Below are 16,150 nucleotides of genomic sequence, written 5' to 3' on the forward strand. Positions count from 1 at the left end.
CCCCGGGCAAATTGTCGCAGTGCGCAAAAAGGGCCGCGGCGCGCTAGCGGACGCGTCCGCGCTCCCACAGCACGTCCGCCCCGCCGCCGGCGCGGTTCAGCACGCGCGCCAGCACGAACAGCAGGTCCGACAGCCGGTTCACGTAACGCCGCGGCGCATCGTTGAGCGTGTCGGTGCGCCCGAGCGCGACGATCGAGCGCTCCGCGCGGCGGCATACGGTCCGGCACACGTGCGCGAGCGACGCCGCGCGCGAGCCGGCCGGCAGGATGAATTCCTTCAGCGGCGGCAGCGGCGCGTTGTAGTCGGCGAGCCACTGGTCGAGACGCGCAAGATGCGTGTCGTCGAGCACCGCATGGCCGGGGATGCACAGCTCGCCGCCAAGATCGAACAAGTCGTGCTGGATCGTGACGAGCGCCGTGCGCACGTCGTCCGGCAGCGTCTCGGCGAGCAGCACGCCGAGGTTCGAATTCAGTTCGTCGACGTCGCCGATCGCCGCGATCCGCGCGTCGTCCTTGCCGATGCGGCGTCCGTCGCCGAGGCCGGTGGTGCCGTCGTCGCCGGTGCGCGTGGCGATCTTGCTCAAGCGGTTGCCCATGCGAATCTCCTGTCATGCGCGGCCGCGATGCAGCCCGCTTGGTTTGGAACGTGATTATCGCAGCCCGCGGCGGCAGGCGCAGCGGGCGTTACGGCGTAGAATGAGCCGAAAGTTCGACAAGCAGCCAGGAGACATTCGTGAATCACCCCGCCCCGCCGGCCGTCACGCGCCGCCCGCTGCCCCCCGCCATGCTCGATGCGCTGCGCGCCGCCTTCGGCGAACGCGTATCGACCGCCGACGCGGTCCGCGCCCACCACGGCCGCGACGAATCGCCGTTCGATCCGCAACTGCCCGACGCCGTCGTATTCGCCCGCAGCGCCGACGACGTGCGCGAAGCCGTGTCGCTGTGCTCGCTCTACAGCGTACCGCTGATCCCGTATGGTGCCGGCTCGTCGCTCGAAGGCCACCTGCTCGCGGTGCGCGGCGGCATCTCGCTCGACCTGTCGGAAATGAACCGCGTGCTGTCGATCAACGCCGAAGACCTGACCGTGACGGTCGAGCCGGGCATCACGCGCAAGGCGCTCAACGAAGCGCTGCGCGACACCGGGCTGTTCTTCCCGATCGACCCGGGCGCCGACGCCAGCATCGGCGGGATGACCGCGACCCGCGCATCGGGCACCAACGCCGTGCGCTACGGCACGATGCGCGAGAACGTCCTCGGCCTGACCGCGGTGCTCGCCGACGGCCGCGTCGTGAAAACAGGCTCGCGCGCGCGCAAGTCGTCGGCGGGTTATGACCTCACGCGCCTGTTCGTCGGCTCCGAAGGCACGCTCGGCGTGATCACCGAGATCACGCTGCGCCTGCACCCGCTGCCCGAAGCCGTATCGGCCGCGATCTGCACGTTCCCGACGATGGGCGACGCGGTGCGCACCGTGATCGAGACGATCCAGATCGGCGTGCCGATCGCGCGCGTCGAATTCGTCGATTCGCTCGCCGTGCGCTCGATCAATCGCCACTCGAACCTGACGCTCACCGAAGCGCCGACGCTGTTCTTCGAATTCCACGGCACCGAGGCCTCCGTCAAGGAACAGGCCGAGCTCGTGCAAGCGCTGGCCGGCGAGAACAACGGCCAGGGCTTCGAATGGGCGACCCGTCCCGAAGACCGCAGCCGGCTCTGGGCCGCGCGCCACAACGCGTACTTCGCGATGCTGCAGCTGAAACCCGGCTGCCGCGCGGTGACGACCGACGTCTGCGTGCCGATCTCGCAGCTCGCCGCGTGCGTCGAGGAAACCGAAGTCGACCTGCGCGCCTCGTCGCTGCCCTGCCCGATCGTCGGCCATGTCGGCGACGGCAATTTCCACGTCGCGATCCTGATCGACCCCGACAAGCCCGAGGAACTCGCCGAAGCCGAGCACATCAACGACCGGATCGTCGAGCGAGCGCTGCGCCTCGGCGGCACCTGCACGGGCGAGCACGGCGTCGGGCTGCACAAGATGCGCTTCCTGCCGAAGGAGCACGGCGACAACGCGATCGACACGATGCGCGCGATCAAGCTCGCGCTCGATCCGCGCAACCTGATGAATCCCGGCAAGATTTTCACGTGCTGAGACGGCGGCGCGACGTCGCGCCTCCCGCAGGAGACCCCATGAATGCTCCCGTCGAACTGTCGAGCGCGGCACGCGCGCAGCGCCAGCGCGAAGTCGTGCAGGCGCTGATGGCCGTGCTGCCGACGCACTGCCTGCTGTACCGCGACGAAGACACGGCACCGTACGAATGCGACGGCCTGTCGGCCTACCGCCGCCTGCCGCTCGCGGTCGCGCTGCCCGAAACGGAATCGCAAGTGCAGCGGATCGTGCAGATCTGCCGGCGCATGGAAGTGCCGATCGTGCCACGCGGCGCGGGCACGAGCCTGTCGGGCGGCGCACTGCCGATCGCGCTCGGCGTCGTGCTGTCGCTCGCGCGCTTCACGCGCATCGTCGAAGTCGACCCGTACGCGCGCACGGCAACCGTGCAGCCCGGCGTGCGCAACCTCGCGATCTCGGAAGCCGCCGCGCCGTACGGCCTGTATTACGCGCCCGATCCGTCGTCGCAGATCGCGTGCACGATCGGCGGCAACGTCGCGGAAAACTCCGGCGGGGTCCACTGCCTGAAATACGGGCTGACGGTGCACAACGTGATGCGCGTGCGCGCGGTAACGATCGAAGGCGAGATCGTCGAGTTCGGCTCGCTCGCGCTCGACATGCCGGGTCTGGACCTGCTCGCCGTGATGATCGGCAGCGAAGGGATGTTCGCGATCGTCACCGAGGTCACGGTGCGGCTGATCCCGAAACCGCAGACCGCGCAGCTCGTGATGGCGAGCTTCGACGACGTGGTCAAGGGCGGCGAGGCCGTCGCAGCGATCATCGCGTCGGGCATCATCCCGGCCGGGCTCGAAATGATGGACAAGCCGGCCACGCAGGCCGTCGAGGCGTTCACGCACGCCGGCTACGACCTCGACGCGAAGGCGATCCTGCTGTGCGAATCGGACGGCACGCCGGAAGAAGTCGCGGAAGAAGTCGTGCGGATGACGGCCGTGCTGCGCGAGCACGGCGCGACGCGCATCCAGGTGTCGCGCAACGAACAGGAGCGGCTGCGCTTTTGGTCGGGCCGCAAGAACGCGTTCCCGGCCGCCGGCCGTATTTCCGCCGATTATTACTGCATGGACGGCACCGTGCCGCGCCGCGCGATCGGCCCGCTGCTCGCGCGCATCGAGCAGCTCGAAACGCGCTACGGGCTGCGCTGCATCAACGTGTTCCATGCGGGCGACGGCAACATGCATCCGCTGATCCTCTACAACGCGAACGATCCGGACGAGCTGCACCGCGCCGAGCAGTTCGGCGCGGAAATCCTCGAATGCTGCGTGGAATTCGGCGGCAGCGTGACGGGCGAGCACGGCGTCGGCATCGAGAAGCTCAATTCGATGTGCGTACAGTTCTCGCCGCAGGAGCGCGATGCGTTCTTCGCGGTCAAGCGCGCATTCGATCCGGCGGGGCTGCTGAACCCGGACAAGGGCATCCCGACCCGCGCGCGCTGCGCCGAGTACGGTCGCCAGCACGTGCGCGGCGGGCTGCTGCCGCACCCCGACCTGCCGCGCTTCTGAGCGTCGCGCGCGGTGCGCGGCCCGCGCCGGCGGCCGGGCCGCCGCGTACTGCCGTGCCCGCGCGGCCCGTTCGCGCGTCGGCGCGGGCATGCGGTCCGCAATACCGGGCTTAGGGATAGTCGCGATGTGGAATCGCGCCACCCCGGTACAATCGACCGAACAACAAGTCGAGGCAGCAACAGAACATGGAAGAGGACGACATCGTCGCCGGATGGGCCGAACGCGTCCGCGCGGCCAGCGCCGACGGCCGGCCGCTGCGGATTCGCGGCGGCGGCACCAAGGACTGGTACGGCCAGGCGCTCGAGGGCGAAATACTCGACACGCGCGCGTTTCAGGGCATCGTGTCGTACGACCCGGCCGAACTCGTCGTCACGGTCCGCGCGGGCACGCCGCTCGCGCAGCTGGAAACCGTCCTCGCCGAGTGCGGCCAGATGCTGCCGTTCGAGCCGCCCCACTTCGGCCGCGCGGCCACCGTCGGCGGCTGCGTCGCGGCGGGCCTCGCGGGCCCGCGCCGTGCCACCTGCGGCGCACCGCGCGATTTCGTGCTCGGCGTCACGCTGATGAACGGCCGCGGCGAAATGCTGCGCTTCGGCGGGCAGGTCGTGAAGAACGTCGCCGGTTACGACGTGTCGCGACTGATGGCCGGCGCGCTCGGCACGCTCGGGCTGATGCTCGACCTGTCGATCAAGGTGCTGCCGATGCCGGTCGCCGAAGTCACGCTGAAGTTCGAGATGACCGCCACCGACGCGGTGCGCAAGCTCAACGAATGGGGTGGCCATCCGCTGCCCGTCAGCGCGAGCGCGTGGCGCAACGGCACGCTCGTGCTGCGCCTGTCGGGCGCCGAAGCGGCCGTGAAATCCGCGAAGACGCTGCTCGGCGGCGAAGTCGTCGACGCGGTCGAAGCCGAGCGCTTCTGGGCCGGCCTGCGCGAGCATACCGACCCGTTCTTCAACGGCATCCCGCCCGGTTATGCGCTGTGGCGCCTCGCGCTGCCGTCGATCACCGAACCGATGCACCTGCCGGGCACCCAGCTGATGGAATGGGGCGGCGCGCAGCGCTGGTGGATCACCGACGCCGATGCGCAGACCGTGCGCATGAGCGCGAAGCAGGCCGGCGGCCACGCGACGCTGTTCCGCGCGGGCGACGCCTACGACCGCAGCGCGGGCGTGTTCACGCCGCTCCCCGCCCCGATGATGAAAATCCACCGCGGGCTGAAGGCCGCGTTCGATCCCGCGCGCATCTTCAACCGCGGCCGGCTCTACCCCGATCTCTGAGAGCTCGATGCAAACGAACCTCGCCGATTTCATCCGCAACACGCCCGACGGCGACGAGGCCGAAGCGATCCTGCGCAAGTGCGTGCATTGCGGGTTCTGCACCGCGACCTGCCCGACCTATCAGCTGCTCGGCGACGAACTAGACGGCCCGCGCGGGCGCATCTACCTGATCAAGCAGCTGGTCGAAGGCGCGAACGTCACGCGCAGCACGCAGCAGCACCTGGACCGCTGCCTCACGTGCCGCAGCTGCGAGACGACCTGCCCGTCGGGCGTCCAGTACGGCCGGCTCGTCGAGATCGGCCGCAAGCATGTCGAGGCACAGGTGCAGCGCCCCGTGCAGCAGCGTCTCGTGCGCCGCGTGCTCGCGAGCCTCGTGCCGAATGCGGCGCTGTTCTCGCCGATGATGCGGCTCGGCCAGCACGTGCGGCCGCTGCTGCCGAAGCGGCTGCGCGACAAGGTGCCGCCGCGCACGCGGCTGCTCGAATGGCCGCACCGCACGCATACGCGCAAGATGCTGATGCTCGGCGGCTGCGTGCAGCCGTCGATGCTGCCGAACATCAACATCGCGACCGCGCGCGTGCTCGACGCGCTCGGCATCGAGACGGTCGTCGCGCCCGACGCGGGCTGCTGCGGCGCGATCCGCCTGCACCTGAACTATCACGATGAAGCGCTCGACGACGCGCGCCGCAACATCGACGCGTGGTGGCCCCACGTCGAACAGGGCGCCGAGGCGATCGTGATGAACGCAACGGGCTGCGGCGCGACGGTGCTCGAATACGCACACCTGCTGCGCGACGATCCGATCTACGCGGAGAAGGCACAGCGCATCGTCGCGCTGACGCGCGACATCTCCGACGTGCTGCTCGCGTTCGAGGCAGAACTCGCGACACTCGCACGGCGCCGCGCGATCCATACCGTCGCGTACCACCCGCCGTGCACGCTGCAGCACGGCCAGCAGTCGCGCGGCAAGGTCGAACGCCTGCTCGAGACGCTCGGCATCGACGTGCGGCTGCCGGCCGACAGCCATCTGTGCTGCGGCTCGGCCGGCACCTATTCGCTGACGCAGCCGTCGCTGTCGTACCGGTTGCGCAAGCAGAAGCTGCTGAAGCTGCAGGCGCTCGAACCGCAGATGATCGTCTCCGGCAACATCGGCTGCATCGCGCACCTGCAGAGCGGCACGCAGATTCCGGTCACCCACTGGATCCAGCTCGTCGAGCATTTGCTGTACGGCTAGGCCTCGCGCGCGGCGTCCGTATAATGGACGGATCGATGCGCCGCGTGCCGCGGCGCAGCTGCTTCATGCCCGCTTCCGTGCCTGTCTTCGTGCCCGTCATGTCCGATCTTGCCGCTCGTCTCGAATCCGTTCATCGCCGCATCACCGACGCCGCCCGCGCGGCCGGCCGCGATCCCGCCACCGTGTCGCTGCTCGCCGTCTCGAAGACGTTTCCCGCCGACGACGTGCGCGCCGCGCATGCGGCCGGGCAACGCGCATTCGGCGAAAACTACGTGCAGGAATCGATCGACAAGATCGACGCGCTCGCCGACTTGCGCGCGAACCTCGAATGGCATTTCATCGGGCCGCTGCAATCGAACAAGACGCGCCCGGTCGCCGAGCGCTTCGACTGGGTTCATTCGGTCGACCGGCTGAAGATCGCGCAGCGCCTGTCGGAACAACGCCCCGCGCACCTGCCGCCGCTCAATGTCTGCGTGCAGGTGAACATCAGCGGCGAGGCGTCGAAGAGCGGCGTCGCGCCCGTCGACGTGGCCGAGGTCGCGCGCGCGGTGGCCGCGCTGCCGTCGCTGCGGCTGCGCGGCCTGATGGCGATTCCCGAACCGGCCGGCGACACCGAAGCGCAACGCGCGCCGCATCGCGCGCTGCGCGAGTTGTTCGACGCGTTGCGCGCCGACGGCCTGGCGCTCGACACGCTGTCGATGGGCATGTCCGCCGATCTCGACGCGGCCGTGCTCGAAGGCGCGACGATCGTGCGCGTCGGCACCGCGATCTTCGGTGCGCGCGATTACTCGCACTGAACGCCGCGCCCTTTCCGCCTTTCCGTTCACTCACTTGCTCAATCGGACATCATGAAAATCGCATTCATCGGCGGCGGCAACATGGCCGCGGCCCTGATCGGCGGCCTGATCAAGCGCGGCGTCGCCGCTGACGGCCTGTATGCCATCGACATCAACGAGGACGTCCGCGCGCGCGCCGCGCAGCAATTCGGCGTGCGCACCGGCGCAGCCGTCGACGCGACGCTCGCCGATTACGACGCGATCGTGCTGGCGGTGAAACCGCAGGTGCTGAAGGACGTCGCGCAGGCGCTCGCGCCGCACCTGAAGTCGCAGCTCGTGATCAGCATCGCGGCCGGCATCCGCGGCACGGACCTCGCGCGCTGGCTCGGCGATTACGCCCGCGTCGTGCGCACGATGCCGAACACGCCCGCGCTCGTCGGCATGGGTGTGACGGGCCTCGCCGCGCTGCCAGGCGTCGACGCGGCGGGCCGCGAACTCGCATCGAACGTGCTCGGCGCGGTCGGCGAAATCGTGTGGTTCGACGATGAATCGCAGCTCGACGCCGTCACGGCCATTTCGGGCAGCGGCCCGGCGTACGTGTTCTATTTCATCGAAGCACTGCAGGAAGCCGCGCGCCGCCTCGGCATGAACGACGAACAGGGCCGCGCGCTCGCGGTCGCGACGTTCGCGGGCGCCGCGCAACTCGCCGCGCAATCGGGCGAGCCGGCGAGCGTGCTGCGCGAGCGCGTGACGTCGAAGGGCGGCACGACGGCCGCCGCGCTCGCGTCGTTCGACGCGCAGGGCGTGAAGGAAGCGATCGTGCGCGGCGCACTCGCGGCCGAGGCGCGCGCGAAGGAAATGGGCGACGAACTCGGCCGCGCGTAAGCGCGTCCGCGGCGCCGGCTTCTCGGGCACCGGACGTAAAAAAAGCGGCCAATTGGCCGCTTTTTCATTGGCACCGCGCACCGGCGCGCGGCTCGGTTCAGTTGCCGGCCAACAGATAGTGCGCGGCGATCCCGGCAAACAGCACGCCGCCGAGCCAGTTGTTGTGCCGGAACGCCGCGAAGCAAGGCATCCGCTCGCGGCCCTTGATCAGCGTGTAGTGATACAGCGCGCAGCCGACCGCCGCCGCCCAGCCGGCCCAGTACGCCAGACCGAAGCCGAGCGTCACTCCGATCCACACGTAGATGCCGAGCGTCGCCGCGTAGCACGCCATCACGGCCGCGACGTCGAAGCGGCCGAACGTCAGCGCGGACGTGCGAATGCCGATCTTGATGTCGTCGTCGCGATCGACCATCGCGTATTCGGTGTCGTACGCGACCGACCAGAAAATGTTCGCGATCAGCATCACCCATGCGATCGCCGGCACCGTGTCCTGCACGGCCGCGAACGCCATCGGGATGCCGAAGCCGAACGCGATGCCGAGATACGCCTGCGGAATCGCGAAGAAGCGCTTCATGAACGGATACGAGCCCGCGACGAACAGCGCGACGACGGACAGCTCCTTCGTCAGCGTGTTGAGCGGCAGGATCAGCAAGAACGCGATGAACGACAGCCCGACCGCGATCGCGACGGCTTCCCATGCGCGGATCTTGCCCGACGTCAGCGGCCGGTCGGCCGTGCGCTTCACGTGGCGGTCGAAATCGCGGTCGGCGTAGTCGTTCATCGCGCAGCCGGCCGAACGCATCAGCAGCGTGCCGAGCGTGAAGATCACGAGCAGCGGCCAGCGCGGGTGGCCGTCCGACGCGATCCACAGCGCGTTGAGCGTCGGCCAGAGCAGCAGCAGGCTGCCGATCGGCTTGTCCATCCGGACAAGCCGCAGATACAGCGGAAAACGGGCAAGCATGGCGAAGCACCGGGAAGATAACCCCGGCATTTTAGAGCCGAGCGGCGCTTCGCGTCATGTCGGCGCGACCCGCGGCCGGCAGTTGCGGCGCGCGCATGGACCGCCGAGGCCCACCGCACGCGGCCGCGCCGCGATACGCATCAATCAAGGGACAGATTCCACACCACCCCGGATCGCGCCGGCCGGCGCCCTGCCCGGCCACACCGCGCTTACGCGAGCAGCGACCGCAGCATCCACGCGGTTTTCTCATGCGTCTGCAGCCGCTGCGTCAGCAGGTCGGCGGTCGGCTCGTCGCTCGCCGCGTCTGCAATCGGGAAGATCGCGCGTGCGGTTCGCACGACTGCCTCGTGCCCTTCGACGAGCTGGCGGATCATGTCTTCCGCCGCCGGCACGCCGTTCGCTTCCGGCACCGACGACAGTTTCGCGAAATCGCCAAAGGTACCCGGCGCGACGACGCCGAGCGTGCGAATGCGTTCGGCGACCGAATCGACCGCGAGCCACAGTTCGTTGTACTGCGCCTCGAACATCAAGTGCAGCGTGTTGAACATCGGGCCCGTGACGTTCCAGTGGAAATTGTGGGTCTTCAGGTACAGCGTGAACGTATCGGCGAGCAGGCGCGACAGGCCGTCCGCGATTTTCCCGCGGTCCTTGTCGCTGATGCCGATGTTGATCTGCGTGGCGTGAGTCTTCCCGGACATGTTACGGACTCCTTATTCAATGAACCAAGGCAATGAAAGCGAATCGGGCTACCTGCCTGTCGACACCGCACCACCCGCGCGCACGGCTCGCCACTGCAGCGTGGCGCGTGACGCGCCGCGCTCAGGCGGCCGCGATCGCGTGCAGCGCCTGCGACACCAGTTCGGCCGCACCGCCGATGACGATCGCGAATCCGGCTACGTATCGCGCGATCTCGGCCGGCGCGCGCATCTTCGGCGCCGCCAGTGCGGCGCGCATGTTCAGCATCAATTGCGTCATGGTCGTCACTCCTTCAACAAAACTCAGGTTCCAGAAGAAACGGCCGGTCGTTCGACCGGCCGTTTCGCGTTGCTGCGTTACCGCACTACCGCATTACGCGGCGGCAAGGTTCATGCGAGATCGAAGCGGTCGAGGTTCATCACCTTGTTCCAGGCCGCGACGAAGTCGTGCGCGAACTTCTCCTTCGCATCCGCGCTGCCGTACACCTCGGCCAGCGCACGCAGTTGCGCGTGCGAGCCGAAGATCAGGTCGACGCGCGTGCCGGTCCACTTGACCTTGCCCGTCGCGCGATCGTGCCCTTCGAACACGTCGTTCGCGGCCGACGCCGGCTTCCATTCCGTGCCCATGTCGAGCAGGTTCACGAAGAAGTCGTTCGTCAGCGCTTCCGGACGGTCGGTGAACACGCCGTGCTTCGCATCGCCGACGTTCGTGCCGAGCACGCGCAGGCCACCGACGAGCACCGTCATCTCCGGCGCGCTCAGCGTCAGCAGTTGCGCCTTGTCGACCAGCAGCGCCTCCGCCGGCGTCTTGTACGCATGCTTCAGGAAGTTGCGGAAACCGTCCGCCAGCGGTTCGAGCACGGCCATCGCTTCGATGTCGGTCTCTTCCTGCGTCGCATCCGCGCGGCCCGGTGCGAACGGCACCGTCACCGCAACGCCCGCGTTCTTCGCCGCCTGTTCGACACCGGCCGCACCGGCCAGCACGATCAGATCGGCGAGCGACACCTTCTTGCCGCCCGTCTGCGCGTCGTTGAACGCCTTCTGCACGCCTTCGAGCGTCGCGAGCACCTTCGCGAGCTGCGCCGGCTGGTTCACTTCCCAGTCCTTCTGCGGTGCGAGGCGAATCCGCGCGCCGTTCGCGCCGCCGCGCTTGTCCGAACCGCGGAACGTCGCAGCCGACGCCCACGCCGTCGACACGAGCTGCGACACCGACAGGCCCGATGCCAGCACCTTCGCCTTCAGCGCCGCGACGTCGGCGTCATCGATCAGCTTGTGGTCGACGGCCGGGATCGGGTCCTGCCACAGCAGATGCTCGGCCGGCACGTCCGGGCCGAGATAACGGGCACGCGGGCCCATGTCGCGGTGCGTGAGCTTGAACCAGGCGCGTGCGAACGCATCGGCGAACTCGGCCGGGTTCTCGTAGAAGCGGCGCGAGATCTTCTCGTAGGCCGGATCGAAACGCAGCGACAGGTCGGTCGTCAGCATCGTCGGGCGATGCTTCTTCGACGCGTCGAACGCATCCGGAATCACGTCGCCGGCGTCCTTCGCGACCCACTGGTGCGCGCCGGCCGGGCTCTTCGTGAGCTCCCACTCATAGCTGAACAGGTGCTTGAGGAAGTCGTTGCTCCACTTCGTCGGCGTCGACGTCCACGTGACTTCGAGGCCGCTCGTGATAGCGTCCTTGCCCTTGCCGGTGCCGAACGTGCTCTTCCAGCCAAGACCCTGCTGCTCGATGCCGGCGGCTTCCGGCTCGGCGCCGACGTTCGATGCCGGACCGGCGCCGTGCGTCTTGCCGAACGTGTGGCCACCCGCGATCAGCGCGACCGTTTCTTCGTCGTTCATCGCCATCCGCGCGAACGTCTCGCGAATGTCGTGCGCGGCGGCGACCGGGTCGGGGTTGCCGTCCGGGCCTTCCGGGTTCACGTAGATGAGGCCCATCTGCACGGCGGCGAGCGGGCTTTCGAGATCGCGCTTGCCCGAGTAGCGGCTGTTCGGGCCACCGCTCAGTTCCAGCCAGATCTTTTCCGAACCCCAGTAGACGTCGTCCGGTTCCCACGTATCGACGCGGCCGCCGGCGAAGCCGAAGGTCTTGAAGCCCATCGATTCGAGCGCGACGTTGCCGGTCAGGATCAGCAGGTCGGCCCACGAGATGTTGCGGCCGTACTTCTGCTTGATCGGCCACAGCAGCCGGCGCGCCTTGTCGAGGCTCACGTTGTCCGGCCAGCTGTTGAGCGGCGCGAAGCGCTGCTGTCCGCCGCCCGCGCCGCCGCGGCCGTCGGCCGTGCGGTACGTGCCGGCGCTATGCCATGCCATGCGGATGAACAGGCCGCCGTAGTGGCCGAAGTCGGCCGGCCACCAGTCCTGCGACGTCGTCATCAGCGCGTGCAGGTCCTTCTTCACCGCCGCGAGGTCCAGCGTCTTGAATGCCTCGGCGTAGTCGAAATCCTTGTCCATCGGATCGGACAGCGCCGAGTGCCGGTGCAGGATGTTCAGGTTCAGCTGATTCGGCCACCAGTCCTTGTTCGTCGCGCCAGCGCCGGTGGCGTGATTGAACGGGCACTTCGTTTCGTTCGACATGCGTTTTCTCCTTGGCTTGCTCGTATTTCCCCACCTGCGCGATCCGGCATCGTGCCGGAACCGGCGGGTGAAGCGTCATTGCGGGGGTAAGAAACGGAACGGGTTGATCCTCCTGCGTCCTACGGGATGTCGTGCGAGCGCTTCGATACGCGCGTGCCGCGAGCGGCGCGCCGCGGCAGGCGGTGGCTGGCGGGTGGCGTGCCGGCGACGCGTGCGGGTTTCCAGCTTTCTGACATGCGTTGCTCCCTCATGGCTTGACGGCGGGTGACTCGGGGGAACACAGGACCGGCGGGCGGCGGCACTCATCCACCATACGCGCGGTCCGCCAGGTACGCGAATGCGATCGGGCGCAGGCTCAGAATTGCGGCCCTGGCGCGATCTACGACATGTCCGCGCGGCGGGATGTTCCGCTGCGCGTGCCCCAGTATCGAACGCATCATGACATCCTCCTTTGACGCTTGCATTCAGCGTGCGGACCGGCTGCCGAACCGACAAACGATCCATGTGAGAGATTCTATTAAATACTATTCAAACAATATATTTGATTAATTTTATCTATTACATAGATAAAATTAAACGGGGTCGTGAACCCCGTCTATCGGCTAGCGCCGTGGGTCGCGGCGACTCAGTTCATCGTCGCCGGCATGTCGAGCTTCGCGACGCCCGGCAGCACGCACGCGGCAATCGCGTCGCTGATCGCGTCGATCGCGGGCATCCGCGTGAAGCTCTTGCGCCACACGAGCACCACGCGGCGGTCGGGCACCGGTTCGTTGAACGGCACGTACGACAGCAGCTCCGCATCGGGGCCGTTCGCGCGCGGGCCGACCTCCGCGACCGACATCCGCGGCAGCACGGTGATACCGACGCCGCTCGCGACCATGTGGCGGATCGTCTCGAGCGACGAGCCCTCAAAGGTCTTCTGGATGCCGTCGGCCGTCTGCGAGAAGCGCATCAGCTCCGGGCACACGCCGAGCACGTGATCGCGGAAGCAGTGGCCGTTGCCGAGCAGCAGCATGGTTTCCTGCTTCAGGTCCTCGGCGTCGATTTCCACGCGCTTCTCCCACGGATGGCCGGCCGGCAGCGCGACGACGAACGGTTCGTCGTACAGCGGCCGCACCATCAGGCCGGTTTCCGGGAACGGCAGCGCCATGATCGCCGCGTCGATCTCGCCCTGCTTCAGCAGTTCGAGCAGCTTCAGCGTGTAGTTCTCCTGCAGCATCAGCGGCATCTGCGGGACACGCTGGATCATCTGCTTGACGAGCGTCGGCAGCAGGTACGGCCCGATCGTGTAGATCACGCCGAGACGGAACGGGCCGACCAGCGGGTCCTTGCCCTGCTTCGCGATCTCCTTGATCGCGAAGGTCTGCTCGAGCACGCGCTGCGCCTGCGTGACGATCTGGTCGCCGATCGGCGTCACGCTCACTTCGCTCGCGCCGCGCTCGAAAATCTGCACGTTGAGCTCGTCTTCGAGCTTCTTGATCGCCACCGACAGCGTCGGCTGGCTCACGAAGCATGCTTCGGCCGCGCGGCCGAAATGCCGCTCACGCGCAACCGCGACGATGTATTTCAATTCAGTCAGCGTCATTGTGGGTCAATCAGAGATATACAGGCGATAGGTTTAATTTATACACCCTCTGGCACCGGTTCGCCAAGTTTCTCTGCATCGCATGCATCGATTGGCGCTTCGGATCCGGCCCCAAACCGGCGGATCAAGCCTTCAGGTACTGCTCGCGCGCGCCGAGCCAGCGCGCGAGATGCTGCGTGACGACCTCGGGGTAGCCGTCGATCAGCCGCGCCGCGGCCTCGCGGGCCGGGTCGATCAGCCAGCCGTCGGTCTCGAGGTTCGCGAAGCGCAGCATCGCCGCGCCCGACTGGCGCGCGCCGAGGAATTCGCCGGGGCCGCGGATTTCGAGGTCGCGCCGCGCGATCTCGAAGCCGTCGGTCGTCTCGCGCATCGTCTTCAACCGCTCGCGACCGGTGATCGACAGCGGCCCGGTGTACAGCAGCACGCACACCGACGCCGCGGTGCCGCGCCCGACGCGGCCGCGCAGCTGGTGCAGCTGCGCGAGGCCGAAGCGTTCAGCATGCTCGATCACCATCAGCGACGCGTTCGGCACGTCGACGCCGACTTCGATCACGGTCGTCGCAACCAGCAACTGCACGTCGTTGCGCGTGAACGCTTCCATCACGGCCGCCTTGTCGGCCGGCGACAGCCGACCATGCACGAGCCCGACCTTCAGCTCGGGGAGTGCGGCGATCAGCGTCTCATAGGTCTCGACGGCCGTCTGCAACTGCAGCGTCTCGCTCTCCTCGATCAGCGGGCACACCCAGTACACCTGGCGCCCGGTCAGCGCGGCCTCGCGCACGCGGGCGATCACCTCCTCGCGCCGCGCGTCGCCGACGAGGCGCGTCAGCACGGGCGTGCGGCCCGGCGGCAGTTCGTCGATGGTCGAGACCTCGAGATCCGCGTAGTACGTCATCGCGAGCGTGCGCGGTATCGGCGTGGCCGACATCATCAGCTGGTGCGGCTGGAAATCGCGCGCGCCATTGGCCGCGTTCGCGGCCTTCGCGCGCAGCGCGAGACGCTGCTCGACGCCGAAGCGATGCTGCTCGTCGACGATCACGAGGCCGAGCCGCGCGAATTCGACCGTGTCCTGGATGATCGCGTGCGTGCCGATCACGAGCTGCGCGGTGCCGAGCGCGGCCGCCTCGATCGCCGCACGCTTGTCCTTTGCCTTCAGGCTGCCCGCGAGCCATGCCACCGTGACGCCGAGCGGCTCGAGCCATGCGCGCAGCTTGCGCGCGTGCTGTTCCGCGAGGATTTCGGTGGGCGCCATCAGCGCGGCCTGGTAGCCGGCGTCGATCGCCTGCGTGGCGGCCAGCGCCGCGACGACCGTCTTGCCGCTGCCGACGTCGCCCTGCAGCAGCCGCTGCATCGGGTGCGCGAGCGTGAGGTCGTGCGCGATCTCGTCGACGACGCGCGACTGCGCGCCCGTCAGCGTGAACGGCAGCGCCGCGTAGAGCCGGGTCGTCAGCGCATCGGCATCGCTCGCGGTGCGACGCGGCATCGCGGGCGCCGCGCGGGTGCGGCGCTCCTCGTGCGCGCGCTTGAGCGACAGCTGCTGCGCGAGCAGCTCCTCGAACTTGATGCGCGTCCACGCCGGATGCGAGCCGTCCATCAGCGCGGCTTCGTCGGAATCGACGCGCGGGTGATGCAGGATCCGCACGGCCTGCTCGAGCGACGGCACGCCGAGCGGCTTCAGGTACGCGCGATCGATCTCGGGCGGCAACAGCTCGGGCAACGGCGTGCGCTCGACCGCGTTCTCGATCGCCTTGCGCAGATAGGCCTGCGACACGCCGGCCGTGCTCGGATAGACGGGCGTGAGCACCTGCGGCAGCGGCGCATCCGCTTCGACGACGCGCACCGCCGGATGCACCATCTCCATCCCGAAGAAGCCGCCGCGCACGTCGCCCCGCACGCGCAGCCGCTGGCCGACGGCCATCTGCTTGACCTGCGAGCCGTAGAAATTCAGGAAGCGCAGCACCAGGAGCTCGCCGTCGTCGTCCTGGATCTTCACGACGAGCTGGCGGCGCGGCCGGTACGCGACCTCGTTGTCGAACACGACGCCTTCGGTCTGCGCGATGCCGCCCGGCAGCAGCTCGCCGATCGGCGTGAGCGTGGTTTCGTCCTCATAACGCATCGGCAGATGCAGCACGAGATCGATCGAGCGCGTGAGGCCGAGCTTCGCGAGCTTGTCGACGGTTTTTACCGGTTTGTCGGCGGCCGCCTTCTTCTTGCGCTTCGCGCCGGCCGCACCGGCTTCGTCGCTCGCGGCGGCGCCGTCGGCATCGGGTGCGGCGGCGGCCGGCTGCGCGAGCCGCCCGTCGGCGCCGCGCTTCGGCCCGGCCCGGCGCGGCGCGGCGCGCTGCGGCTCGGCAGGCTCCTGCGCGCTTTGCGCGGGGAGCGCGGCATCGTCCGCGTCGAACGGATCGGCGGAATCGGCAACGGTGGCGGTGGAACGGCGTGGTGACACAGGCATCGGATCGTCTGGGTGCTTCGCAAGGCAAGTACAA

The 16,150-nt window shown here is 68.3% G+C and carries 13 protein-coding genes; 6 read left to right on the plus strand and 7 right to left on the minus strand.

What is annotated here, in order from left to right; all coding sequences use genetic code 11:
• Window positions 1–43 precede the first annotated feature (43 nt).
• Window positions 44–595: a cob(I)yrinic acid a,c-diamide adenosyltransferase gene (locus tag ACTRWB_RS14530; protein WP_446902297.1), complete on the minus strand. Its 552-nt coding sequence runs from the start codon at window positions 593–595 to the stop codon at window positions 44–46.
• A gap of 137 nt (window positions 596–732) precedes the next feature.
• Between ACTRWB_RS14530 and ACTRWB_RS14535 the strand changes: the two genes are divergently transcribed.
• The 6 genes from ACTRWB_RS14535 to proC all read left to right on the plus strand — a co-directional run bounded on the left by ACTRWB_RS14535 (window position 733) and on the right by proC (window position 7,843).
• Window positions 733–2,142, plus strand: coding sequence for an FAD-binding oxidoreductase (locus tag ACTRWB_RS14535; protein WP_193097660.1), 1,410 nt, complete (start codon window positions 733–735; stop codon window positions 2,140–2,142).
• A 38-nt stretch (window positions 2,143–2,180) separates the two neighbouring features.
• A complete protein-coding gene (locus ACTRWB_RS14540) occupies window positions 2,181–3,674 on the plus strand; it encodes an FAD-linked oxidase C-terminal domain-containing protein (protein WP_193097659.1) in 1,494 nt (497 codons plus the stop codon).
• A gap of 185 nt (window positions 3,675–3,859) precedes the next feature.
• Window positions 3,860–4,948, plus strand: a complete 1,089-nt coding sequence (glcE, locus tag ACTRWB_RS14545; protein WP_048250813.1) for a glycolate oxidase subunit GlcE — start codon at window positions 3,860–3,862, stop codon at window positions 4,946–4,948.
• A 7-nt stretch (window positions 4,949–4,955) separates the two neighbouring features.
• On the plus strand, window positions 4,956–6,182 hold the full coding sequence (gene glcF / locus ACTRWB_RS14550) for a glycolate oxidase subunit GlcF (RefSeq protein ID WP_129513756.1): 1,227 nt from the start codon (window positions 4,956–4,958) through the stop codon (window positions 6,180–6,182).
• Between the two features lie 98 nt (window positions 6,183–6,280).
• Complete coding sequence (locus ACTRWB_RS14555) at window positions 6,281–6,979, plus strand: YggS family pyridoxal phosphate-dependent enzyme (RefSeq protein ID WP_446902298.1); 699 nt, start codon at window positions 6,281–6,283, stop codon at window positions 6,977–6,979.
• A gap of 51 nt (window positions 6,980–7,030) precedes the next feature.
• The gene (gene proC / locus ACTRWB_RS14560; protein ID WP_343492962.1) at window positions 7,031–7,843 is read left to right on the plus strand and encodes a pyrroline-5-carboxylate reductase; all 813 of its coding nucleotides are present in this window, start codon (window positions 7,031–7,033) and stop codon (window positions 7,841–7,843) included.
• A gap of 97 nt (window positions 7,844–7,940) precedes the next feature.
• Here proC and ubiA read toward each other — a convergent pair whose 3' ends face one another.
• From ubiA to recG, 6 genes are all read right to left on the minus strand, one after another.
• Complete coding sequence (ubiA, locus tag ACTRWB_RS14565; protein WP_343492961.1) at window positions 7,941–8,804, minus strand: 4-hydroxybenzoate octaprenyltransferase; 864 nt, start codon at window positions 8,802–8,804, stop codon at window positions 7,941–7,943.
• Between the two features lie 209 nt (window positions 8,805–9,013).
• Window positions 9,014–9,502: a non-specific DNA-binding protein DpsA gene (dpsA, locus tag ACTRWB_RS14570; RefSeq protein WP_446902299.1), complete on the minus strand. Its 489-nt coding sequence runs from the start codon at window positions 9,500–9,502 to the stop codon at window positions 9,014–9,016.
• A gap of 121 nt (window positions 9,503–9,623) precedes the next feature.
• Window positions 9,624–9,779 (minus strand): hypothetical protein, encoded by a 156-nt coding sequence (locus ACTRWB_RS14575; RefSeq protein WP_193097654.1) that lies wholly within the window; start codon window positions 9,777–9,779, stop codon window positions 9,624–9,626.
• Window positions 9,780–9,889: 110 nt separating this feature from the next.
• Window positions 9,890–12,076 (minus strand): catalase/peroxidase HPI, encoded by a 2,187-nt coding sequence (gene katG, locus ACTRWB_RS14580; protein ID WP_446902300.1) that lies wholly within the window; start codon window positions 12,074–12,076, stop codon window positions 9,890–9,892.
• Window positions 12,077–12,701: 625 nt separating this feature from the next.
• Window positions 12,702–13,661 carry a hydrogen peroxide-inducible genes activator gene (locus ACTRWB_RS14585; protein WP_048250800.1) on the minus strand — a complete coding sequence of 320 codons (960 nt, stop codon included), beginning with the start codon at window positions 13,659–13,661 and terminating at the stop codon, window positions 12,702–12,704.
• 124 nt (window positions 13,662–13,785) lie between these two features.
• On the minus strand, window positions 13,786–16,116 hold the full coding sequence (gene recG / locus ACTRWB_RS14590) for an ATP-dependent DNA helicase RecG (protein WP_446902301.1): 2,331 nt from the start codon (window positions 16,114–16,116) through the stop codon (window positions 13,786–13,788).
• Window positions 16,117–16,150: the final 34 nt, after the last annotated feature.

Source organism: Burkholderia sp. YIM B11467, assembly GCF_052952715.1.